The sequence below is a fragment of the Brachybacterium sp. Marseille-Q7125 genome (genome assembly GCF_023062615.1).
GTDB lineage: Bacteria > Actinomycetota > Actinomycetes > Actinomycetales > Dermabacteraceae > Brachybacterium.
Genome location: NZ_JALLAL010000009.1, coordinates 13,789 through 37,525 on the forward strand (window position 1 = coordinate 13,789; position 23,737 = coordinate 37,525).

The window sequence follows — 23,737 nt, forward strand, 5'->3', positions numbered from 1 at the left end:
TCCGTAGACTGGCTGGTTGGAGATCCCGGGGCGGTCCCGGGCGCAGACCTGTGGAGAGGCTTGACGTGAAGGTGCTGGCAGCGATGAGCGGCGGGGTGGATTCCGCGGTCGCTGCGGCTCGCGCCGTCGAGGCCGGCCATGACGTGGTGGGCGTGCACATGGCCCTGTCGGCCAGCAGCGATCAGCGCCGCACAGGCTCGCGCGGCTGCTGCACTGTGGAGGATGCGCAGGACGCGCGACGCGCCGCGGAGCGCATCGGCATCCCCTTTTACGTGTGGGACCTGGCCGGGGACTTCCACGACCTGGTGGTCGAGGACTTCCTGTCCGAGTACGCCGCCGGGCGCACCCCGAACCCCTGCGTGCGCTGCAATGAGCGCATCAAGTTCGCTTCCCTGCTGGAGCGCGCCACGGTGCTGGGCTTCGATGCGGTGTGCACCGGGCACTACGCTTCCCTGCGCACCGAGGGACCGGACGGGGCGATCTCCCTGCACCGTTCGCGCTATCTCGCCAAGGATCAGTCCTATGTGCTCGCGGTGATGGGCCCGGAGGCGGCCGCCCGCTCTCTGTTCCCGCTCGGGGACATGGAGAGCAAGGATGCGGTGCGTGCGGAGGCCCGTGAGCGCAAGCTCGGCGTCTCCACCAAGCCGGACAGCTACGACATCTGCTTTATCGCCGATGGTGACACTCGGGGCTTCCTCGAGCGTCACCTGGGGGAGGCCCCCGGTGAGGTGGTGGATGCCGACGGGCAGGTGCTCGGCACCCACCGCGGCACTCACGGCTTCACCATCGGCCAGCGGCGCGGGCTCGGCATCGAGCGCCCTGCCCCCGATGGCGCTCCCCGCTATGTGGTGGACATCGATCCGGGGACCCGGCAGGTTGTGATCGGGGCGGCGGCGCTGCTGTCCACCCGCGAGCTGGTGGCTACTGATCTTGTCAGCTTCGAGCCGATCGAACCCGGCAGGCGGGTGCACGCCCAGATCCGGGCCCATGGCGAGGCGGTTCCCGGCATCGTCACCGCGATTCCGGACGGCGAGGAGCTGCTGCGGGTGCAGCTGGATGTTCCGCTGCGCGGGGTCGCGCCGGGCCAGACCCTCGTGCTGTACGACGGGGACCGCGTCCTCGCCTCTGCGACGTTGGAGCGCCGCGCATGAGCCCCGACACCACCCTGGTCACCCTCACGGGCGATGGCACCTTCCGCGTGCCGGACCCCGCGCAGCGCGCCCGACTGAACCTGCCGGATGACCCGTACCTCGCGGCGCTGCTGCGCCTGCGCGCCCTGCTGGGCGATGACCTGGACTCCCAGATTGCGACCCGGCTGTATCTGCCCTCGGCGCTCGGCCAGGATCCGACCGACCACGTGCTGCCCGCGACCCTCGCCATGCTGGGAGACACGACCGGGGACCTGGCGAGCTACGGGTGGCGGCTCGGCACCGGGGCGGGTCAGGCGTGGCGGCGCGCTCATGAGCAGTGGGAGCGGATGCTCGGGGCGGCGCGCATCGCGCTGCACGGCTATGAAGGACCGCTCATGACCACGGCCCTGGGCCCGGCCACGCTCACGGCCTCGACGTTCCTGCAGTCCGGGGAGCGGACCCTGGGGGATCCGGGAGCGGTGCGTGACCTGCCGATCCTGCTCGCAGAAGGTCTGGTGGAGCACCTGGAGCGGGTGCGCGACCACGTGCCGGGCGCGAAACAGCATGTGCTGCTGCGCGAGGACGCCGTGGCCGCGGTGCATGAGGGCCGCATTCCCACACCCTCGGGCCGGCGCCGCTACGACCCGGTGCCCGCGGATGTGATCGGCCGACTGTGGCGCCGCCTGGTGGTCTCGCTCGAGGACTTCGGGCTCAGCGCCGATGAGATCACGCTGGGCATCGGCGCGAATATCGAGCTGCTGCGCGCTGCCCGCGATGCCGGGGTGCGGCGCCTGGCGATGGGCCCGCGGCGCATGCCGGACCTGTCCACCCCGGCGGGCCGCACCCTGTGGGAGGCCGTTGCGGAGGAGGTAGACCGCGGGGCGGTACTCGAGCTGATCGTGGACCCGCGGCCCGGTGGAATGCTGGGCCCGGAGCTCGAGCGCATGCTGGACACCTGGCGGCGCCTGGGCCACACCGACGCCGACGCCGCGGGCGTGGCGGTCATCGCCCACACCGGGATCGCCCACGAAGTCGACCAGGGCAAGCGCGACCCCGCTCTGCAGCCGGACGCATCGTCGCTGCTGGATGAGCCCGCGATCACGGACATGCTGCGCATCGCCCCCCAGTGGGCCGAGCGCCTGGTGCCGTGAGGGCGCGCTGAGCAGGCGCGCAGCGGAGTCGCATGAAAGCTGAGCGGGGTCGATGCGGGCTCGAATGTCCGGCGGGCTCGGTAGGATCATCGGGTGATCACGGGTGAACTGAGAAGCAAGGTGGACCGGGTCTGGAACGCGTTCTGGACCGGTGGGATCTCCAATCCGCTGGAGGTCATCGAGCAGATGACCTACCTGCTGTTCCTGCGGCGGCTGGATGATCTGCACACCTCGCAGGAGAAGCGGGCGGCGTTCACCGGGCAGCCGATCCAGGACCCGAAGTTTGCTCCGGAGCAGGAGGATCTGCGCTGGTCCCGCTTCAAGGAGCTGGCCCCGGAGAGCATGTACCACGTGGTCTCCACCGCAGTGTTCCCGTTCCTGCGCGAGTACGGCCAGCAGGTGGGCGGCGAGGAGTCCACCTATTCGGTGCACATGCGCGGTGCGCGTTTCACGATCCCGAGCGCTGGTCTGCTCGCCACCGTGGTGGACCTCATCGACCAGCTGCCGCTGGATGACCGGGACACCAGCGGGGACCTGTATGAGTACCTGCTCTCCAAGCTCTCCTCTTCCGGGGTGAACGGCCAGTTCCGCACGCCCCGGCACATCATCAAGCTCATGGTGGAGATGACGGCACCCACCCCGGCCGACGAGATCTGCGACCCGGCCTGCGGCACCGCGGGCTTCCTGGTGGCGGCCGCGGAGCATCTGCGCGAGCAGCATCCGGAGTCGCTCGTGGACCGGAAGCTGCGCGAGCACTTCCACCACAGCATGTTCCACGGCTACGACTTCGATTCCACGATGCTGCGCATCGGCTCGATGAACATGCTGCTGCACGGCGTGGAGGCCCCGGACATCCGCTACCGCGATTCGCTGTCCGAGGGCGCGGCGGGGGATTCGGAGAAGTACACCCTGATCCTTGCGAATCCACCGTTCACGGGGTCGCTGGACTATGACTCCACGGCCGTGGACCTGCAGCGCGTGGTGAAGACGAAGAAGACTGAGCTTCTGTTCATGGCGCTGTTCCTGCGGCTGCTGAAGCCCGGTGGACGCGCGGCGGTGATCGTGCCCGACGGGGTGCTGTTCGGCTCGACGAAGGCGCACAAGGAAATTCGCCGCCTGCTGGTGGAGGACCACCTGCTGGAGGCTGTGGTGAAGCTGCCCTCGGGGGTGTTCAAGCCGTACGCGGGGGTGTCCACCGCGATCCTGTTCTTCACCAAGACCGGCAGCGGTGGCACGAAGGATGTGTGGTTCTACGACGTCCAGGCCGATGGGTTCTCGCTGGATGACAAGCGCAACCCCGTGGAGGCGAATGACCTGCCTGAGGTGCTGGAGCGCTGGCGGGACCGAGAGGGGGAGGCCGAGCGGGCCCGCACCGAGAAGTCCTTCCTGGTTCCCAAGCAGGAGATTGTGGACAGCGGCTATGACCTGTCCCTGAACCGCTACAAGGAGATCGAGGTCGAGGAGTTCGAGCACCGCGACCCCCTGGAGATCATCGCCGACATCGAACAGCTGGACGAGGAGATCCGCGCGGGGTTGGCAGAGCTGAAGGAGATGCTGCGATGAAGCCCGGCTGGACGGAGGTGGCGCTGGGGGAGGTGGCGACCGTCGTCCGTACGACGGTGAAGCCAGAAGCCATGCAGCCCGAGGAGCGCTACATCGGGCTGGAGCACATCGAGCGGGGCGGCCGAATCCTTGCAGATGCAACGGTGGGCGGCGCTCAGGTCAAGAGCACCAAGTTCCGTTTCAATCCGGGCCAGATCCTCTACGGTAAATTGCGCCCGAATCTCGCGAAGATCGCCCGAGTTTATGTCGGAGGGGTGTGCAGTACCGACATTCTCCCGCTACAGGTGAATGATGAGCGCCTAGATGCAGGGTATCTGTTTCACTATCTGAGCTGGCAGCGAGTTGTGGACCAAGTGGCTGCGAGAGCCACCGGAGTGAACCTGCCCAGAATTAGCCCCGGCGAGCTAGCGAAGGTAAAGTTCCCCCTGCCGCCCCTTGATGAGCAGCGGCGGATTGCGGCGGTTCTCGATAAGGCCTCCACGCTGGCGAACCGCGCAAAGGAATCCTCTGCGTATCGACGTGGCCTCGTATTGGCGAAGCTCTCCCAGGAGCTGGACGCTCATCGAGATCAGGCTGAAACGCGGACGCTTGCGGATATCGCGCAGGTGTCATCCGGCATCACGAAGGGGCGTAAGACTGATCAGAGCGTTCGCGAGGTGCCGTACCTCGCTGTCGCGAACGTTCAGGATGGCGAGTTAGACCTCTGCGTGGTGAAGACGATCGCGGCGACGGAGAAGGAGATCGAGCGGTACCGCCTGGAGGCCGGAGATCTCCTGCTGACAGAAGGCGGGGACCCAGACAAGCTCGGGCGTGGATACCTGTGGTCCGGCGAACTCGAGGAATGTCTGCACCAGAATCACATCTTTCGGGTCCGAGCTGACCGCGAGAAGGTTCTTCCCGTGTACCTCGCCTACTACGTCATGGGTGGCGCCGCAAAGAGTTACTTTCTGCGCTGCGCCAAGCAGACCACGGGCATCGCATCCATCAACATGACGCAGCTACGAGCACTCCCTGTCCCGGTCCCACCGGTGCATCTGCAGGAGAAGTTTTCCGGGTGGATCCGGCAGGTCTCATCGGTCGGTGAGCTGTATCGGGCGAGATCGTCGGCGATGTCGGAACTCTTCGCCTCCCTCCAGTCCCGTGCCTTCCGGGGCGAGCTCTGACATCCTGGGCGGGTCGAGGGCGATGACGAGCAGGAAGAGGCGACCGGCATGAGCGGCAACTTCGCGTTCCTGGAGCCGGTGTGGCCACTCATCTATAAGGACGCCGCGCGCGCCGAGTCTTACCTGCACACGGATCCGCGTTCGGCCTGCTTCTACGCTCGGCGCACCGTCGAGCTCGTCGTCGACGGCATCTACCGGCTGTGCAAGCTGCCGGAGCCCTATCGCAGTGACCTCGCCGCCCGCATCGACGCCGACGCCTTCCATCAGGCGGCGAACCCGCAGATCATCCGCAAGATGACCGTCATCCGGCAGCGCGGCAACGACGCCGTCCACCAGCTGAAGGAGACGGACCCGCGGGTCGCCCAGTTCGTGCTCACCGAGCTCCATCACGTCCTGCTGTGGGCCGCCTACCGCTACTCCGGCGCCGGCCCCACCCTGGACATGCGCGCCACCTTCGACCCTGCCCTCGCCCCGCAGGCCGCGCCGCTCACCCGCGATGAACTCATCCAGCTGAACACCCTGCTCGAACAGAAAGACGCCGAGGCCGCCGCAGCCCGGGCCGCCTCCGAGCAGCAGCAGGCCGAGCTCGAACAGCAGCTCGAGCAGGCCCGCGCAGAACTGGCCGCCGCCAAGCAGCAGCTCGCCGCCGACCCCCGCGACTACACCGAGAACCAGACCCGCGACCTGTTCATCGACCAGCTGCTGCACGAAGCCGGATGGCCGCTCGATAGCCCGCGGGACCGCGAATACCCCGTGACCGGTATGCCCACCCCCACTGGCCAGGGTTATGTGGATTACGTGCTGTGGGGCGCGGATGGCAAACCCCTTGCCGTCGTCGAAGCGAAGAAGACCACCCTCAGCGTCCAGGTGGGCCTGGACCAGGCCTCCCGGTACGCCGATGCCCTGCAGGCCCAGTTCGGCCGTCGGCCTGTCATCTTCTGCACCAACGGCGTGGAGCATTACCTGTGGGATGACGCCGCCGGCTACCCGCCCCGCCCCGTTCGCGGCTTCTATACCCGCGATCAGCTCGAGACCCTCATCCGTCGGCGCACCACCCGCGTCCCCCTCGCCCAGGTTCCCGTGAACCGGGACATCGCCGGGCGGCCCTACCAGCTGCGCGCCATCGCCGCGATCGGCGAAGCACTCGAGAACAAGCGCCGCGCCGCCCTGCTGGTCATGGCCACCGGCACCGGCAAAACCCGCACCGCCATCGCGCTCGTGGACCAGCTCAGCCGCGCCGGCTGGGTCAAACGCGCCCTGTTCCTCGCCGACCGGCAGAGCCTCGTGAAACAGGCCGCGGACGCCTTCGTCGCCCTCGGCTTCGAGGGCACCACCGTGAACCTGCTGACATCCCGGCACGGGGAAGGCCGCATCTACGCCTCCACCTACCCCACGATGATGAACCTCATCCAGCAGTCCGCTCCCGAAGGCGCCCGTTTCGACCCCGGCTACTTCGACCTGGTGATCATCGATGAGGCCCACCGCTCCGTCTACGCCAAGTACGGCGAGATCTTCGAACACTTCGACGCGCTGCTGGTGGGACTGACCGCCACCCCCAAGGACGAGGTGGACCGCAACACGTACCGGCTGTTCGAGCTCGAACCCGGCGTGCCCACCGACGCCTACAGCCTTGACGAAGCCGTGCGCGACGGCTGGCTCGTCCCACCCCGCGGCGTCTCCGTCGGCACCCAGTTCCTGCGCGAAGGCATCCGCTACGACGACCTGTCCGAGCAGGACCAGGAAACCTGGGACGCCCTGGACTGGGGCGAGGGCGATACCCCCGAGGAGGTCTCCAGCGAGGAGATCAACCGCTTCCTGTTCAACGCCGACACCGTGGACCAAGTGCTCGCCACCCTCATGGACCAGGGCCGCACAGTGGCCGACGGGGAACACCTGGGCAAAACCATCATCTTTGCCAAGAACCAGGCCCACGCCGACTTCATCCTCGAACGCTTCAACGCCCAGTGGCCCGAGCTGGGCGGACGCTTCGCCCAGGTCATCACCCACGCCAGCCGCTACCCGGATGAGATGATCGAGGACTTCAAGATCCCGGGTAAGGCCCCGCACATCGCCATCAGCGTGGACATGCTGGACACCGGCATCGACGTGCCCGAGGTGGTCAACCTCGTGTTCTTCAAGATGCTGCGCTCCAAGACCAAGTTCTGGCAGATGATTGGCCGCGGCACCCGTCTGTGCCCGGATCTCTACGGCCCCGGGAAGGACAAAGAGGACTTCCTGGTCTTCGACTTCTGCCAGAACCTCGAATACTTCAACCAGGATCTGCCCGAGAGCCCTGGCTCCACCCAGCGCTCCCTCACCCAGCGCCTGTTCGAAGACCGCCTGGACCTTATCGTGGTCCTCGACGCCGGAGCCACCGGCGTCAGCACCGAGGACGCCCGCACCGTGCGCGCCAGCGCCGCCGAGCAGCTCGAGCAGGCCATCGGCCGCCTCACCCTGGACAACGTGCTCGTGCGCCCCCACCGTCGGGCCCTCGAGGAATTCCAAACCGAGGGGGCCTTTGAGCAGCTCACCGTGGAGAAGGCCGAGCGAGTGCGGCCGCTCGCGGGGCTCATCACCGGCACGCCGGGGGAGGACATCGACGCCAAACGCTTCGACCTGCTGATCGTCCGCCGCCAACTCGCCCAGCTCACCGGAGACATCGGCACCGGCGAACGCATCCGCACCACCGTGCAGTCCCTCGCCGAGAACCTGCTCGGCAAGGAATCCATCCCCTCCGTGCGCGCGCAGCGGGAACTGCTGGAGGCCATCTCGAGCGAAGACTGGTGGCAAGACGTCACCCTCGGGATGCTCGAGCACGCCCGCAGGCAGATGCGCGGGCTCATCCAGTTCGTCGAACACCAACGCCGCTCCCGCGTCTACACCGACTTCGCCGACACCCTCACCGAGATCGAGCACATCGACGTCAAGGCCGCCGCCCCCGGCGTGGATGAAGAACGCTTCTGGGCGAAGGTCACTGAGCCGCTGCGGCGCGACGAGAACCAGATCGCGGTGGCCAAGCTCCGCCACGGCCGCCAGCTCACCGAGCAGGACCTCGAATCGCTCGAGGACATCCTGCGCAGCCACGGCGCCGATGACCAGATCCTCGACCACGCCAAGGACTCCGCCGAAGGCCACCTGGGCCTGTTCCTGCGCCAGCTGGTGGGCCTTGACCGCAGCGCCGCCCAGGGTCTGCTGGTGGACATCTTCGTGGGCGACTCCCTGACCGCCGCGCAGCACCGCTTCATCGACAACGTCATCACCGAGCTCACCGCCAACGGCGTGATGGACGCCGGGCGCCTGTTCGAATCCCCCTACACCGATGACTCCCGCGACGGCCCGTTCGGACTGTTCGAGGATGCACAGGTCATCTCCCTGCGTGACTGCCTGGCCGGCGTGCGCCGCACCGCGATCGTCGGCCCCGACAGCGACGGTGACGCCGGTGCCAGCATCGGGGCGTGACGGGGAGCTTGTGAGGAATCGAGCGAGCTCGTATTGCGCCGGTCCCTGGATGACATGGTCTGACTGCAGTACGCGCATTCTGCGGCAACTGCCTGGAGCTCACGGACGTGGGTGCACCCAGGGGACCGAGGGGACTATGCGGGATGTGATGAGTCGGCAGATCCTTGGTGCCGCCTCAGCTTCGCCCGCAACGGGTGCTCGAAGGCCGCTCCGGCCATTGCCGCGGAGGGGCCTTCGGGATGTCGGGGACATTTCGCGAGCACGATCGAGCTCAGGCTCACGATGAAGCGTAGGGAAACGACCTCTCAGCGGCACGTGCCGTGCAATATGCACGCGCCGTGCCACTGAGAGGTCGAATTCCTTCGGTCCCGCCGACGAGCCCTCCCGGACAACTCCGCCGCCCCACCGTCGTCACCCCCATGCGCGACAATGACATGGTGACTGACAAGCAGAGCACCGCGTCCGATGCCACCGATGCCCAGCAGCGCATCGCCGAGCTGACCGCCGCGATCGAGCAGGCGCGCGAGGACTACTACGTCCACGACGCCCCCACGATGGCCGATGCCGAGTACGACCAGCTCGAGCAGGAGCTGCGTGCCCTCGAGGCGGAGAACCCGCAGCTGGCCAGCGCCGATTCGCCGACGCAGACCGTCGGCGGTGCGGTCGCCCAGGGGTTCGCCCCGGTGGAGCACCTTGAGCGGATGATGAGCCTGGACAACGCCTTCACTCTCGAGGAGATCGACGAGTGGTCCGCGCGGGCACGCGAGGGTCTGGCCGGGGCGGAGGTCTGCTACCTCACCGAGCTGAAGATCGACGGGCTCGCCATCGACCTCATCTACCGCGACGGCACCCTCGAGCGCGCTGCTACCCGCGGCGATGGCCGCGTCGGCGAGGACGTCACCGCCAACGTCCGCACCATTGCGAATGTCCCGCACCAGCTGAGCGGTGAGAACATCCCTACCCTGCTGGAGGTACGCGGCGAGGTGTTCTACCCCGTCGCTGCCTTCGAGGAGCTGAACGCTGAGCGCCGCGAAGCGGGTCTGGCGGAGTTCGCGAATCCCCGCAACACTGCCGCCGGGTCCCTGCGGCAGAAGGATCCGCGGGTCACCGCCTCCCGCGAGCTCGCCGTGTACGTCCACGGCATCGGCGCCCGCGAGGGCGGCTCTGAGCTGGACAGCCAGTCCGGCAGCTATGAGCAGCTGGCTGCCTGGGGGCTGCCCACCTCGCCCCACACCCGCGTGCTCGACACTCTCGAGGACGTGCGCGCCTACATCGCTGAGCACGGCGAGGATCGCCACGGCACCGAGCATGAGATCGACGGGATCGTCATCAAGGTCGACTCCTTCGCTCACCAGCGGGCGCTCGGCTCCACCTCCCGCGCGCCGCGCTGGGCGATCGCCTACAAGTACCCGCCCGAAGAGGTCACCACCGAGCTCCTGGACATCCAGGTGGATGTGGGCCGCACCGGCCGCGTCACCCCGTTCGCGGTGATGGAGCCGGTGAAGGTCGCCGGATCCACCGTCGCGCGCGCCACCTTGCACAACCAGTTCGAGGTGGAGCGTAAGGGCGTGCTCATCGGCGACACTGTCATCCTGCGCAAGGCCGGGGACGTGATCCCCGAAGTGCTCGGCCCCGTCGAGGCGCTGCGCGACGGCACCGAGCGCCCTTTCGTCATGCCACGGGACTGCCCGTCCTGCGGCACCGAGATCCGGCCCGCGAAGGAGGGGGATAAGGACTGGCGGTGCCCCAACACCCGCACCTGTCCCGCCCAGGTGGTGGGCCGCATCGCCCACGCCGCCTCCCGCGGCGCCTTCGACATCGAAGCCCTCGGCGATGAATCCGCGATCGCGCTCGCCGACCCCGACAAGCGCCGTCCCGAGGCCCTCGCCGCCGTGGAGGCCGGGCACGCCCTCTACCTGCCGATCCGCAGCGACGACGACCTCGACAGCCCCGCCTTCGTGGTGCTGAAGAACGGTGAGGAATCCGCCCCCGGGGACGGCGGGGTGCCCATGCTGCGCATCACCGACCCTGCCGATCCCGCGATCCCTGCCCTGCAGGATCCTGCCATCACGGAGGGCGGCAACCTGTTCGACCTCACCGCCGAGGATCTGCGCGAGGTGTTCGTCTTCCAGCCCGTGCGGCGCGACGGCGAGGAGACCGGCGACTGGCGCATCACCCCGGCGTTCTGGACCTCCGCCGCCTGGCGCTACTACAAGCGAGAGGCCCGCTGGAAGCAGACCAAGGACGCCGCCGCCGGCAAGACCACCGAGCTGCTGCTCAGCGAGCTGGAGAAGGCGAAGACGCAGCCGCTATGGCGGGTGCTGGTCGCGCTGTCCATCCGGCATGTGGGGCCGACGGCCGCCCGGGCGCTCGCCGCCGCCTATGGCTCCATGGATGCGATCCGCGAGGCCAGCACCGAGCAGCTCGCCGAGACCGACGGAGTGGGCGGCATCATCGCCGACTCTGTGCGGGACTGGTTCGCCGTCGACTGGCATGAGGCGATCGTGGACGGCTGGGAGAAAAGCGGCGTGCGGATGGCCGACGAGGTCGAGGACGGCTTCGTGAAGACCCTCGAGGGCCTGACCGTCGTGGTCACCGGGGGCCTGGAGGGCTTCACCCGGGACGGTGCCAAGGAGGCGATCATCGCCCGCGGCGGCAAGGCCGCCGGTTCCGTCTCGAAGAAGACCGACTACGTGGTGGTGGGGGAGAATGCCGGGTCGAAGGCCGATAAGGCCCGCGAACTAGGCCTGACCATCCTCGACGAGGCCGGGTTCGTGGAGCTGCTGGAGAACGGTCCCGCCGCCGAGGAGTGACGCGCCAGGCCGCCCGCCCGGTGTCCGCTCAGCCGGTCTGCGCGAGCGCGAGCGGCAGCACCGGCCCCGAGCCGGCCCGCCGCAGCGCCCGGCCGGCGAGCGTCATCGTCCAGCGCGAGTCGATCTCGTCATCCACCAGCAGCACCGGCGCCCCGGCGAGCGCGGCGAGCTGCGTGGCGAGCTCCTCGCCGACGTGGAAGCGGTCCGCGAGGGCGGCGACGCGAAAGGCGCTGTTGCGCGCCCCGTGCAGCACCCGGGCATCCGGCGCCAGATCCAGCGACCCGAGGTCCTGCATCCGCCCCACCCGGGCGAGGCCCTCGGCGATCTGCCGCACCAGGCGCGGGCGGGTCAGCGAGGGCACCGACACCACCGCGGCCGGGCGCTCCTCCCACTCCCAGGCGGCGAGCACCTGGATGATGCGCTGTGCAATCGCTGGGGTGAGCTCAGCATCCATCGGCCGCCCGTCCTCGTCCCGGGCCAGCAGCTCCCGCAGCGGCACCGCCCAGCCCAGATCCGACATCCGCGCCACCACACGCCCCTCAGCCACCTGCTCCGACGGCGGGATCCGGCCGCGCAGGGCGATGCCCAGCCGGTCCAGTCCCGTCGGCCAGGCCTTGCGTGGCGCGACGGGCACCCCGACACGGTCCAGCACCCGGGAGACCGGGGCCATCGGATCCTCCGCGCTGACGACAGCACCCGCCCCGGCACCGTCGCCATCAGCCCCGACCACTCCGTCCGCTGCGCGGGGCTGATCCGGCGCTGGATACCAGGGGCCGGCGCACACGTCGCAGCGCCCGCATGGCACCGCCGTCGCATCATCCAGCTGCTGGGCGAGGAACAGCATCCGGCACTGCGCGGGATCGCCGATCTGCAGCGCCTCATAGGCGAGCATTGCCTCCTGCTCCATGCATCGCGCCTGCGCCACCTGCGCATACCGGTCTGCGTCGTACACCCACCGCTGGCCGGTCGGCACCCAGCCTCCGGTCACCGCCTGCACCGCCCCATCGACCGCGAGTACCTTCAGCAGCAGATCCAGCGCCGTGCGGCGCACATCCACCCGGGCCTCCAACGCCGGCGTGGACAGCGGCCCATCGGCCCCCTGCAGAGCATCCAGCACCTGCTGCGCCGCCTCGGGGGAAGGCATCGAGGACGTCGCGAAGTACTCCCAGATCGCGCGGTCCTCCGCGCCCGGCAGCAGCAGCACATCGGCGCTGTCGGTGGCGCGGCCCGCACGGCCCACCTGCTGGTAGCACGCCACGGGGGAGCTCGGCGCCCCCATATGCACCACGAACCCCAGATCCGGTTTGTCGAACCCCATCCCCAGCGCGCTCGTGGCCGCGAGGGCCTTGACCCGGTTCTCCTTGAGGTCCTGCTCGAGCTCAGCCCGCTCCTGCTCATCGGTCGCGCCGGTGTACGCCCGCACCGGGGCGCCGGGCCGATCCAGCACCTGCGCGAGATCCTGCGCGGCCGAGACTGTGAGGGTGTAGATGATCCCGGAGCCCGGCAGAGTGTGCAGATGCCGCGCCAGATACTCCAAGCGCGCCCGATCATCGGGCAGGCGCAGGCACCCCAGGCGCAGCGAATCTCGGGTGAGCGGCCCCCGCAGGGTCAGCACCTCCCGTCCGTCGCCGCCCAGCTGCTCGGCGACATCGGCCACCACACGGGAGTTCGCCGTCGCCGTAGTGGCGAGCACCGGCACGTCATCGCCGAGGGCCGCCACGAGGTCACGCAGCCGCCGATAGTCGGGGCGGAAGTCATGCCCCCAGTCGGAGATGCAGTGCGCCTCATCGATCACCAGTAGCCCGCAGCGCTCCACCAGCGCCGGTAGCTGCTCCCGAAACCGCGGGTTCACCAGGCGCTCCGGGGAGATCAGCAGCACGTCCACCGCATCGGCGGCCAGATCCTGCTCCACGTCCTCCCACTCCAGGCGGTTCGCCGAGGAGATCGTCGCCGCCCGGACCTCGGCCCGCGCCGCCGCCTGCACCTGGTCACGCATCAAAGCGATGAGCGGCGAGACGATGAGTGCCGGCCCCGCGCCGCGCCGCCGCTGCAGCAGCGCCGCCAGGAAGTACACCGCCGACTTGCCCCAGCCGGTGCGCTGCACCACCAGAACTCGGCGCCGCTGCTCCACGAGCGCCGTGATCGCCTCAAGCTGTCCGTCGCGGAACTGGGCATCCGCCCGCCCGGTGAGGTCCCGCAGCGCGGCGAGCGCTTCCGTGGCGAGATCTGCGGGTGGCGGGCTCGGCGGAGCATCAGACTCGGTGTTCATGCCTCTACCGTCCCACGCCTGGCGCATGTGAGACCTCTCTCATCCACACCTCATCCACAGCCCGGGCGGTCTCATCGACCCTGCGTACTCTCCGGGCATGAGTCCTCGCCCCCGCCCTCTCGGCGCTTCGCTGCCCGACACTCCCGCCACGCGCACCATCGCCGGCGTGCTGACCGCCGCGCTGCTGGGCTCGATCCTGGCGCCGGCCCGCAAGCTCGGCCCCGACCAGGGCCGCGTACGCGACTCCTTCCCCTTCAGCCACTACCCGATGTTCTCCGCCCGCCGCAAAGACCACTACTGGGTCACCCATCTGCTCGGAATCACGGCCGATGGGCAGCAGCGCCCGCTGCACTACTCCTACGCGGGCACGGGCGGGCTGAACGCCGTCCGGCGCCAATTGCGTCGGCGCGTCAACGACGGTGAAGGCAAGCGCCTGGCTCGCCGGGCCGCCCGCCGCCTCGCTTCCCGTGAGCACGCCGAGGACCGCGACATCGTGGAGGTGCATGTGGTCAAGGGCCGGTACCTCATCGAGCCGTTCATGCGCGGGGCGGGCGAGGAGGAGTTCACCTCGCGTCTGCGTGTGAAGGGACGCGCCGCCGTGCCCGGCCGTGGTGATGCGTCCGGTCGTGGTGATGTGCCCGGCCGTGGTGATGCGTCCAGTCGCTCCGCGGATGAGGAGGTGGCCCGATGAGCCGCCTGCTCTCCGCCCTCCAGAGCCTCGCCCGGGAAACATCGCGACGCCTCGCGCCGACGGCCGCGCCCACCGTTCCGGCGGTGCTGCGCATCGCCGTGGGCGCCTACCACCTGTGGCATGCGGGCTCTAAGCGCAAGCTCTACCGCGGCGTGCACCGCACCGATGCGGCGAGTTTCGACCCCGTGGGCGTGGCGCGGGTGCTGCGTCGGCCGCTGCCGCCCGTCCTCGCCGACCGCCTGGTGGACGCGTCGCTGGTCACGGGAGCGCTGTTCACCGCCGGGGTGGGGCACCGCGTGATCGGCCCGCTGCATGCAGCGCTGCAGACCTGGAACTTCTCTTACCGCAACTCCTTTTCCATGGTGTTCCACCACGAGAACGCCCTGGTGCTGCACACCATGGTGCTCGCAGTCGCACCGGCCGCGGACGCACTGTCCCTCGACGCCCTGGCGCGTGATCGCTGCCTGATCCCGCGACGACGCTCGTGGATGTACGGGGCCACGCCCACGGTCATGAACACCGCCATGGCTGGCACGTACCTGCTGGCGGGGCTCGCGAAGTTCACCGGAGAGGACGGTGCCGGTTGGGTCGACGGGGCGAGCATGCGCCAGCAGGTCGCCGTGGATGCGCTGCGCAAGGACCGGCTGGGGGAGGGCACGAACGAGCTCGCCCAGCTGCTCTACCCCCGTCGGCTCCTGTTCACCCTCATGGCCGCCGGGGCGATCATCATCGAGATCGGTGCGCCGCTGGCCGTGCTGGACCGGCGCCTGGGCAGGCTGTTCGGCATCGGCGCGTGCTCTATGCACTGGGGGATCAAGGCGATCATGCGCATCACGTTCCCCTACCACCTCTCCGGGGTGCTCTACCTGCCGCTGTGGCTCATGCCGCCGCCTCAGCGGTGAGGCCTCAGCGGGTGGGCCGATGCGGGCAGAGGCGGCCGATGGGGCTGTGCGGCTCCGCTCGAATCAGCAGACGCAGGTCAGGCGGCGCAGATCAGGAGTGCATAGATCAGGAGCGCGCAGCTCAAGAGGCGGAGTCGTCCTGGGACGCGTCGCCCTCGCGGGACTGCCGCGCAGCGTGCTCACGGTCGATCCGCGCCATCCGCTCCGCGGAGGTCTCGGTGTCCCGCAGCGGATTCTCCTTCGTGGCCAGCGCCCGGCGCATCCGCGCTTCGAACTCCTGGACCTCCCGAATGCGCGGGTCATCGGAGAGCTGCTCGCTGTCCTCGGGATCATGCGAGGTGTAGTCGATGTTGGGGTCGACGGACATGTGCGGGACCTCCCGGTCGAGATGGACATCGGGCCCCGGGCGGAGACCGATCACGGCCGATACTGTACTGGGGCTCGGTGGGCATCCCATGCGTCCAACGGCCCTCGAGCGCTGTCCACACCACCTCCGCAGCGAGCCGCACCACCATCGGCAGGTCCTAGACTGTCCGCATGCCTTCGATCGGACGAGACGACGTTGCACGCCTCGCCGACCTCGCACGGATCCAGCTCACCGATGACGAGATCTCCCGCTACGCCGGCGAGTTCGACGCCATCATGGACGCTGTGGCCTCCGTGTCCGAGGTCGCGACCGCGGATGTGCCCGCTACCAGCCACCCCATCGCCATGACCAATGTGCTGCGCGCAGATGTGGTCACCGAGACCCTCACGCAGGAGCAGGCCCTCTCCGGCGCTCCCGCGCAGGAAGACGGCCGCTTCGCCGTGCCGCAGATCCTGGGGGAGGAGTGAGATGACCGAGCTGATCCGCCTCAGCGCTGCCGCCCAGGCCGAGTCCCTGACCAGCGGCACCACGAGCTCCGAAGAGCTCACCCGCGCCCACCTGGACCGCATCACCGCCGTGGACGGCACCCTGAACTCCTTCCTCCACGTCGATGAGGACGGTGCCCTCGCTGCGGCCCGCGCCGCCGATGAGCGCCGCCGCGCCGGCGAGGACGTGCACCCGCTGACCGGTGTACCGATCGCCGTCAAGGACGTCGTGGTCACCGAGGGGCTGCCCACCACCGCCGGGTCGAAGATGCTCGAGGGCTGGGTCCCGCCATACGACGCGACCCTCGTGACCCTGCTCAAGCAGGCCGGCCTGCCGATCCTCGGAAAGACCAACATGGACGAGTTCGCCATGGGCTCCTCCACCGAGACCAGCGCCTTCGGCCCCACCCGCAACCCCTGGGACACGAGTCGCATCCCCGGCGGCTCGGGCGGTGGCTCCGCCGCCGCGGTCGCCGCATTCGAGGCGCCGCTTGCGATCGGCACCGACACCGGCGGCTCCATCCGCCAGCCCGGCGCCGTCACCGGCACCGTCGGCGTCAAGCCCACCTACGGCAGCGTCTCCCGCTACGGCCTGATCGCCATGGCCTCCTCCCTCGACCAGGCCGGGCCGGTCACCCGCACCGTCGAGGACTCGGCGCTGCTGCACCAGCTCATCGGCCAGTACGACCCGAAGGACTCCACGTCGCTCGACGGCGGCTTCGGCGACTTCGTGGCAGAGGCGCGACGCCAGGATGTGAAGGGCCTGCGCGTGGGCGTCATCGAGGAGCTCGAGGGCGAGGGCTTCGCCCCCGAGGTCCGCGCCCGCTTCACCGAATCCCTCGAGCTGCTCGAGCAGGCCGGAGCGGAGATCATCCGCCTCTCCTGCCCGAACTTCGAGTACGCGCTGGGCGCCTACTACCTGATCATGCCCTCCGAGGCCAGCAGCAACCTCGCCAAGTTCGACGGCATGCGCTACGGCCTGCGCGTCATCCCCGAGGGCAATGCCACCGCCGAGGCCGTCATGAAGGCCACCCGCGGCGAAGGCTTCGGCGCCGAGGTCAAGCGCCGCATCCTGCTGGGCACCTACGCCCTCTCGGCCGGCTACTACGACGCCTACTACGGCAGCGCGCAGAAGGTCCGCACCCTCGTGCAGCGTGACTTCGCCGCCGCCTACGACAAGGTCGACGTGCTGGCCTCGCCCACCGCCCCCACCGTCGCCTTCCGCTTCGGTGAGAAGACCGATGACCCGCTGGCGATGTATCTCAACGACATCGCCACCATCCCCGCCAACCTCGCGGGCGTGCCCGGCATCTCCCTGCCCAGCGGCCTCGCCGAGGACGGCCTGCCAGCCGGCATCCAGTTCCTGGCCCCCGCCCGTGGCGATGACCGCCTCTACCGGGTGGGCGGCGCCCTGGAGGCCCTGCTGGAGGACCGCTGGGGCGGACCGCTGCTGGAGAAGGCCCCCGAGCTCGCCGGAGGTGCGAACCGATGACCACCGAGACCATCGTCGACTACGACGAGGCCACCGACCGCTACGACCCGGTGCTCGGCATCGAGGTGCACGTGGAGCTCGGCACCGCCACCAAGATGTTCGACGGCGCCCCCAACGTGTTCGCCGCCGAGCCCAACACCGCGATCACCCCGGTGTCCCTGGGCCTGCCCGGCGCGCTGCCGGTGGTCAACCGCTCCGCGGTCGAGTACGCGATCAAGATCGGTCTGGCGCTGAACTGCTCCATTGCCGAGATGTGCCGCTTCGCCCGCAAGCAGTACTTCTACCCGGACCTGACCAAGAACTTCCAGACCTCCCAGTACGACGAGCCCATCGCCTTCGACGGCTGGGTCGATGTCGAGCTCGAGGACGGCGAGGTGGTGCGCGTAGAGATCGAGCGCGCCCACATGGAAGAGGACGCGGGGAAGAACACCCACATCGGCGGCGCCGCCGGACGCATCCAGGGCGCCGAATACTCCCTGGTCGACTACAACCGTGCCGGGGTGCCGCTGGTGGAGATCGTCACCCGGCCCATCCCCGGCACCGGCAAGCGTGCCGCGGGGGTCGCCGCCGCCTACGTGAAGACCCTGCGGGACATCTTCCGGGCGCTGGACGTCTCCGAGGCTCGCATGGAGCGCGGCAATGTGCGCGCCGACATCAACGTCTCCCTGCGGGAGAACCCCGAGGCGCCGCTCGGCACCCGCACCGAGACGAAGAACGTCAACTCCTTCCGTGCGATCGAGCGGGCCGTGCGCTTCGAGGTGGGCCGCCAGGCCGGCATCCTCGATGACGGTGGCAGCGTCATCCAGGAGACCCGCCACTTCCACGAGGACACCGGGGAGACCTCCTCGGGCCGCGTGAAGTCCGACGCCGAGGACTACCGCTACTTCCCCGAGCCGGACCTCGTGCCCGTGGCCCCCAGCCGCGAATGGGTCGAGGAGATCCGTGCCGCTCTGCCTGAGCTGCCCGCCGCGCGGCGCCGCCGCCTGCTGGGGGAGTGGGGCTACAGCGAGCTGGAGATGCGCGACGTCATCAACGCCGGGGCGCTCGACCTCATCGAGCAGACCGTAGCCGGGGGCGCTTCTGCCGCCACCGCCCGCAAGTGGTGGATGGGTGAGCTGTCCCGCGTGGCCAAGGATCGCGAGGTCGAGCTCGAGGAACTTCCGGTGACCCCGGCGCAGATCGTCGAGCTGCAGGCCCTGATCGACGACGGGAAGATCAACGACAAGATCGCCCGGAAGGTCCTGACCGCCGTGCTCGAGGGCAAGGGCGACCCCGCCGGGATCGTGGAGGCCGAGGGCCTCGAGGTGGTCTCCGACGACGGCGCCCTCACCGCGGCCGTGCAGCAGGCCATCGCCGATAACCCCGATGTGGTCGAGAAGATCAAGGGCGGGAAGATGCAGGCCATCGGCGCCCTGATCGGCCCGGTCATGAAGGCCACGCGGGGCCAGGCCGACGCCGGAAAGGTCCGCGAGATCATCATGTCCACGCTCGGCGTGGGGTGAGCGCGCTCGCGACGAGCTGAGCATCGGCCCGGTCCCCGCACGGGGACCGGGCCGATGCTGTGCCGTGTGCGGAGCGGACGAGCTCCCGGATCAGCGCGAGGTGCGCGCAGCCGCGATGACGACGTCCGTGCCCTCCGGAGAGATGAGCACGGTGTATGTGGCCGACGGATCTTCCGGGTTCGAGCCGTTGAGGTAGCGCGCGCCCTCGTGCACTTCCTCGGGGGAGAAGCGCTGGGAGATCGTCGCTCCGTCGGAAGACACCAGCAGTCCCTCAGAACCGTTGAATGTCTCTGACACCCAGTCCGCGATCGCCTCGGAAGAGTCGGAGAAGGAGACGCGCACGCTCCATTCGTCCAGATCGGAGACGACGATCCCCTCGGAAACGGTGAGCTCGGCATCGGGGACGATGATGCCCACGCTGCGCAGCGCCTCTTCTGCGGTCGGCTGGTCGTCGGTCATGGTGGGGTTCTCCTTCGGGCTGTGCCTGATGGTGCATCCGCTGACCGGGAGCAGCGTGGCGATCGCGCCCAGACCCGCAGTGAGCAGGACCGCTCGTCGGCTGGTCATGGCCCTGACACCTGCCGCGTGGTGCTGCCATGGAGCAAAAACTCCATGGCAAGTCCCGCGCGGTGGAGCTCGGCGAGCTGCTGGTCGGTGATTGTGGGGTCGAAGGGACCAGGAAGATCGATCGTGGTCCTCTTCCCGCCGTCCCAGTTGTACTGGTCCCGAACCGCTTTCGCGAAGGTGCGCAGTGACGCGGTGTCGGCCCCCATGAACTCTCCGGACATGTACCCCCCGGTAGTTGTCGGTTGAAGGCCAAGGTACCAGCAGCAGTCTCAACGGTGCGCGTTTCAGGCCGGCCGAGCGGGAGGCGCATCAGGTGGCGCCGCACGTCTATCGCTCCTGCTCTCCCGGTGCAAGGAGGCTGCGAGGATGTCGGGATCACCTCACACTGCCGGTCACGACTTCATCACACCGACGCGACCGGGATTGTCGGACAATCCGCACCGAAAGTTACCGGCAGGTCTCTCCTGACCTGCAGTGATATTGCGATCTGGCGGCGCGCGTTAGTCATGGAGGCCCTGCACAGGCTCTGTACAGTTTTGCTGACCCGAGTGCGAACCAGGGTGCCCGGCGCCCCGAGACGCACTAGCCCATGCCATCCAGGGCGGGATAGCCCGCCGAAGGAGAAGCACGCCCGTGAACGGGATCGACGCAGCGATCGAAGCGATCTTCGGACCGATAGCCACTTTCCTCAGCGAAGTCGTCTTCTACGAGGTTGACGTCTTCGGAGGCATTCCGATCATCGTCGTGTGGCTCATGGCCGCCGCGATCTTCCTCACCGTGTGGCTGCGCTTCCAGCCCATCACGGGCATGAAGCACTCCATCAACGTCATCCGCGGCAAGTTCACCGCCAAGACCGACCCCGGTGAAGTCTCCAGCTTCCAGGCCCTGGCCACCGAGTTGTCAGGCACCGTGGGCCTGGGCAACATCGCCGGTGTGGCCGTCGCGATCAGCTGGGGCGGCCCCGGCGCCGCCCTGTGGATTGCGATCTTCGGCTTCTTCGCCATGAGTGTGAAGATGGCTGAGGCGACGCTGGGCGTCATGTTCCGCAAGGTCAACCCCGACGGCACCACCGAGGGCGGTCCCATGCACTACCTGCGGGAGGGCATGGCACAGATCGGCTTCAAAACCACCGGCCGCGTGCTCGCCGTCATGTATGCGATCTTCGCGCTGGTGGGTGTGTTCGGCGCAGGCAACCTGTTCCAGGCCAACCAGGTCGCCATGATCGTCTCCGGGGCCACCGGCAGTGAGTTCCTGCAGTCCAACGGCTGGCTCATCGGCGTGGTCATGGCGATCTTGGCGGGTCTGGTGATCCTCGGCGGCGTGAAGTCCATCGCCCGCTGGACCTCCGCCCTGACCCCCGCGATGGCCGTGCTGTACACCCTGTGCGTGCTGCTCATCCTGGTCATGAACATCACCCAGGTCCCCGCGGCCTTCGGGCTCATCGTCACCAGCGCCTTCACTGCCGGCGGTGTCGAGGGCGGTGTCATCGGCGTGGCCGTGATCGGCATCCAGCGTGCCCTGTTCTCCAACGCCGCGGGCGTGGGCTCGGCCGGCATGGCGCACAGCGCCTCCAAGACCAAGGAGCCTGCCACCGAGGGCTTCACCGCCATGTGGGAGCCGCTCGTGGACTCCATCGGCATCTGCATGCTCACCGCCCTGGCCATCGTGGTCACCGGCGTGTACACCACCGGCAGCGAGGACGGCGTGGCCCTGACCGCCTCCGCCTTCGCCACCGTGGCCAGCTGGTTCCCGATCCTGCTGACCGTGGCCGTGGCGCTGTTCGGCTTCTCCACCGTGCTGGCCTACGAGTACTACGGCGAGCTGAACGCCATGTACCTCTTCGGCTCCAACAACGGCGTGAAGATGGGCTTCCGCGTCATCTGGGTGCTGGCCGTGATCGTCGGCGCCGCGATCTCCCTGGACTCCGTGGTCGCATTCTCCGACGCCATGTTCTTCCTGATGTCGATCCCGAACCTGCTGGGCATCTACTTCCTGGCGCGGACCGTGCGGCTGGAGATCCTGCGCCACAAGTACCGCGTGAACGTCGGCGCGCTCACCGAGGTGCCCCCCGAGCTGCAGGTTGGCATGGGCTCCCATGAGCCCACCGAGGAGCAGGTCCGCACCGAGCGCGAGCGCACCTACACCGAGGAGATGCGCCTGGAGGAGCTGCACCGCAAGCTCGCCGAGGACCCTGGCTTCCCGGTGCGCGCCGACCATCACGACGAGACGCTCTCCTCGCCGATGGGCGACCCCGACCATGAGCGATGGACTGCTCCGGCCGCCGATGGGCCGGCCGATGCGGTCCCGGAGACCGCGGCCGATGGCACTGTCGGCGGGGCCTCCGATGGTGACGTGCCCCCGGCGCGCAGCTGATCCTCTGTGGGGCGGCGGTGAACCCCACCGCCGCCCCGCTTCTCTCTCACCGCCCGCCCCTTCTCTCAGCACGGATGGTCCCCATGTCAGGTCTTGACGCCGCTATCGAAGCTGTCTTCGCACCGATCGCCGGTGTGCTCTCCGCGATCGTGTTCTTCGAACTGCCGATCTTCGGCGGCATCCCCGTGGTGGTCATCTGGCTCGCCGCGAGCGCCGTGTTCTTCACCGTGTGGCTGCGCTTCCAGCCCATCACCGGAGCGAAGCACTCTCTGGCCGTGATCCGCGGGCGCTTCGCCGCCAAGACCGACCCCGGTGAGGTCTCGAGTTTCCAGGCCCTGGCCACCGAGCTGTCCGGCACCGTGGGGCTGGGCAATATCGCGGGGGTGGCCATCGGCATCACCGTCGGCGGCCCCGGCGCGGCGCTGTGGATCGCCCTGTTCGGCATCTTCGCGATGAGCGTCAAGATGGCTGAGGCGGTGCTCGGCAACAAGTACCGCACCGTACTCGAGGACGGCAGCACCGTCGGCGGCCCGATGTACATGCTGCGCGAGGGCTTCGCCGAGATCGGCTGGAAGAAGCTCGGAATCGCGATGGGCGCGGTGTATGCGGTGCTCGCGCTGATCGGCATGCTTGGCGGCGGCAACATGTTCCAGGCCAACCAGGTCACCATGATCATCTCCGACGCCTTCGGAGAGGAGTCCTTCCTGGCGCAGAACAACTGGGTGGTGGGCGTGGTGCTGGCCGCCATGGTCGCGGTGGTGGTGCTGGGCGGCGTCACCTCTATCGCCCGCTGGACCTCGCGGATCACGCCGTACATGGCGATCGCCTACATCCTGTGCGTGCTCGTGATCGTCGCGGTGAACCTGCCGCAGATCCCCGCAGCGCTCGGAGAGATCATCGTCGGCGCCTTCAACCCCCAGGGCGTGGCGGGAGGCGCGGTGGGCGTGGCCGTCGTCGGGATCCAGCGTGCCCTGTTCTCCAACGCTGCCGGGGTGGGCACCGCCGCCATGAGCTTCTCCGCCACCAAGACCCGGCACACCGCCTCCGACGGCTACACCGCCATGTGGGGTCCGCTGATCGACTCTGTCGTGGTATGCATGCTCACCGCCGTGGCGATCGTGGTCACCGGCGTGCACACCGTGGAGGACGCCGAGGACGGCGTGGTGCTGACCGCCTCGGCCTTCGGGACGGTCGCGGACTGGTTCCCGGTGCTGCTGACGATCATCGTGTTCCTGTTCGGCTTCTCCACGCTGCTGAGCTACTCGTTCTTCTGCGAGATGCTCGCGACCTACCTGTTCGGCCCCACCCGCGCGGTGCGGATGACCCTGCGCGTGGTGTACGTGCTGCTCGTGGTGGTGGGGGCCTCGATCTCCATGACCTCGATGGTGGCCTTCGCCGATGCGACGACGTTCCTGGTCACGATCCCGAACCTCATCGGCCTGTACGTGCTGGCGAAGGTGGTGCGCCTGGAGGTGCTGCGCTACCGCTACCGCGTCGAGACCGGCGTCATCGAGGAGATCGAGGACGAAGACCTGCGGGTGGGCATGGGCGATCACGAGCCCACCGAGGAGCAGGTCCGGTCCGAGCGGGAGCGCACCCGCACCGAGGAGATGCGGCTGGAGGAGCTGCACCGGAGGCTCGAGGCGGACCCGGAGTGGCCCCACAGCTACAACAAGGACTGACCGCGCCGACTGAGGTGGGCAGGGCCCCGCACGAGACGCGGCGCCTATCTCGGGCACATCGGCCCATCGCCCGCGGTTCCGCGCTATCCACCGCGAGGGAGTCATTCTGAGCCAGAAAGTGGCTCAGA

17 protein-coding genes are annotated in these 23,737 nt (G+C 68.8%); 13 read left to right on the forward strand and 4 right to left on the reverse strand.

The genetic code is table 11. The annotated features are described in order from the left end of the window. Positions 1-65: 65 nt before the first annotated feature. The 6 genes from mnmA (at position 66) to ligA (ending at position 11,279) form a co-directional block, all read left to right on the forward strand. Positions 66-1,151, forward strand: coding sequence for a tRNA 2-thiouridine(34) synthase MnmA (mnmA, locus tag MU407_RS03910; RefSeq protein WP_246955500.1), 1,086 nt, complete (start codon positions 66-68; stop codon positions 1,149-1,151). Next, complete coding sequence (locus MU407_RS03915; protein WP_246955502.1) at positions 1,148-2,281, forward strand: hypothetical protein; 1,134 nt, start codon at positions 1,148-1,150, stop codon at positions 2,279-2,281. Before mnmA ends, MU407_RS03915 begins: the two co-directional genes overlap by 4 nt. Positions 2,282-2,374: 93 nt before the next feature. Beyond that, positions 2,375-3,844, forward strand: a complete 1,470-nt coding sequence (locus tag MU407_RS03920) for a class I SAM-dependent DNA methyltransferase (RefSeq protein WP_246955504.1) — start codon at positions 2,375-2,377, stop codon at positions 3,842-3,844. Next, positions 3,841-5,007 carry a restriction endonuclease subunit S gene (locus MU407_RS03925; protein WP_246955506.1) on the forward strand — a complete coding sequence of 389 codons (1,167 nt, stop codon included), beginning with the start codon at positions 3,841-3,843 and terminating at the stop codon, positions 5,005-5,007. The genes MU407_RS03920 and MU407_RS03925 overlap by 4 nt, the downstream gene beginning before the upstream one ends. 48 nt (positions 5,008-5,055) lie before the next feature. Next, entirely contained in the window at positions 5,056-8,466 is a 3,411-nt protein-coding gene (locus MU407_RS03930; RefSeq protein ID WP_246955508.1) for a DEAD/DEAH box helicase family protein, read from the forward strand. A 434-nt stretch (positions 8,467-8,900) separates the two neighbouring features. Then, entirely contained in the window at positions 8,901-11,279 is a 2,379-nt protein-coding gene (gene ligA / locus MU407_RS03935; protein ID WP_246955510.1) for an NAD-dependent DNA ligase LigA, read from the forward strand. Positions 11,280-11,307: 28 nt separating this feature from the next. On the opposite strand, the gene MU407_RS03940 is transcribed toward ligA, so the two are convergent. Then, positions 11,308-13,548: a DEAD/DEAH box helicase gene (locus tag MU407_RS03940; protein WP_246955512.1), complete on the reverse strand. Its 2,241-nt coding sequence runs from the start codon at positions 13,546-13,548 to the stop codon at positions 11,308-11,310. A 97-nt stretch (positions 13,549-13,645) separates the two neighbouring features. On the opposite strand from MU407_RS03940, the gene MU407_RS03945 reads away from it, so the two are divergent. Both MU407_RS03945 and MU407_RS03950 read left to right on the forward strand, forming a co-directional pair. Beyond that, positions 13,646-14,239 carry a hypothetical protein gene (locus MU407_RS03945; protein WP_102235196.1) on the forward strand — a complete coding sequence of 198 codons (594 nt, stop codon included), beginning with the start codon at positions 13,646-13,648 and terminating at the stop codon, positions 14,237-14,239. Then, positions 14,236-15,141 carry a hypothetical protein gene (locus tag MU407_RS03950; RefSeq protein ID WP_246955514.1) on the forward strand — a complete coding sequence of 302 codons (906 nt, stop codon included), beginning with the start codon at positions 14,236-14,238 and terminating at the stop codon, positions 15,139-15,141. The genes MU407_RS03945 and MU407_RS03950 overlap by 4 nt, the downstream gene beginning before the upstream one ends. A 121-nt stretch (positions 15,142-15,262) precedes the next feature. Here the strand turns inward: MU407_RS03950 and MU407_RS03955 are convergent, their stop codons facing one another. Further along, a complete protein-coding gene (locus tag MU407_RS03955) occupies positions 15,263-15,562 on the reverse strand; it encodes a hypothetical protein (protein ID WP_246955516.1) in 300 nt (99 codons plus the stop codon). A gap of 116 nt (positions 15,563-15,678) precedes the next feature. Between MU407_RS03955 and gatC the strand changes: the two genes are divergently transcribed. The 3 genes from gatC to gatB are packed head-to-tail and all read left to right on the forward strand — an operon-like array spanning position 15,679 to position 18,987. Then, the gene (gene gatC / locus MU407_RS03960) at positions 15,679-15,975 is read left to right on the forward strand and encodes an Asp-tRNA(Asn)/Glu-tRNA(Gln) amidotransferase subunit GatC (protein ID WP_102235199.1); all 297 of its coding nucleotides are present in this window, start codon (positions 15,679-15,681) and stop codon (positions 15,973-15,975) included. Position 15,976: 1 nt separating this feature from the next. Beyond that, positions 15,977-17,485: an Asp-tRNA(Asn)/Glu-tRNA(Gln) amidotransferase subunit GatA gene (gatA, locus tag MU407_RS03965; protein WP_246955518.1), complete on the forward strand. Its 1,509-nt coding sequence runs from the start codon at positions 15,977-15,979 to the stop codon at positions 17,483-17,485. Further along, on the forward strand, positions 17,482-18,987 hold the full coding sequence (gatB, locus tag MU407_RS03970; RefSeq protein ID WP_246955520.1) for an Asp-tRNA(Asn)/Glu-tRNA(Gln) amidotransferase subunit GatB: 1,506 nt from the start codon (positions 17,482-17,484) through the stop codon (positions 18,985-18,987). The genes gatA and gatB overlap by 4 nt, the downstream gene beginning before the upstream one ends. 90 nt (positions 18,988-19,077) lie before the next feature. On the opposite strand, the gene MU407_RS03975 is transcribed toward gatB, so the two are convergent. Together MU407_RS03975 and MU407_RS03980 are read right to left on the reverse strand one after the other, a co-directional pair. Then, positions 19,078-19,554: a hypothetical protein gene (locus MU407_RS03975; RefSeq protein ID WP_246955522.1), complete on the reverse strand. Its 477-nt coding sequence runs from the start codon at positions 19,552-19,554 to the stop codon at positions 19,078-19,080. Then, on the reverse strand, positions 19,551-19,775 hold the full coding sequence (locus MU407_RS03980; protein ID WP_246955524.1) for a hypothetical protein: 225 nt from the start codon (positions 19,773-19,775) through the stop codon (positions 19,551-19,553). The genes MU407_RS03975 and MU407_RS03980 overlap by 4 nt, the downstream gene beginning before the upstream one ends. A gap of 412 nt (positions 19,776-20,187) precedes the next feature. On the opposite strand from MU407_RS03980, the gene MU407_RS03985 reads away from it, so the two are divergent. Beyond that, positions 20,188-21,927: an amino acid carrier protein gene (locus MU407_RS03985; RefSeq protein WP_246955526.1), complete on the forward strand. Its 1,740-nt coding sequence runs from the start codon at positions 20,188-20,190 to the stop codon at positions 21,925-21,927. An 83-nt stretch (positions 21,928-22,010) separates the two neighbouring features. Continuing rightward, positions 22,011-23,609: an amino acid carrier protein gene (locus MU407_RS03990; RefSeq protein ID WP_246955528.1), complete on the forward strand. Its 1,599-nt coding sequence runs from the start codon at positions 22,011-22,013 to the stop codon at positions 23,607-23,609. The last annotated feature ends 128 nt before the right edge of the window (positions 23,610-23,737 follow it).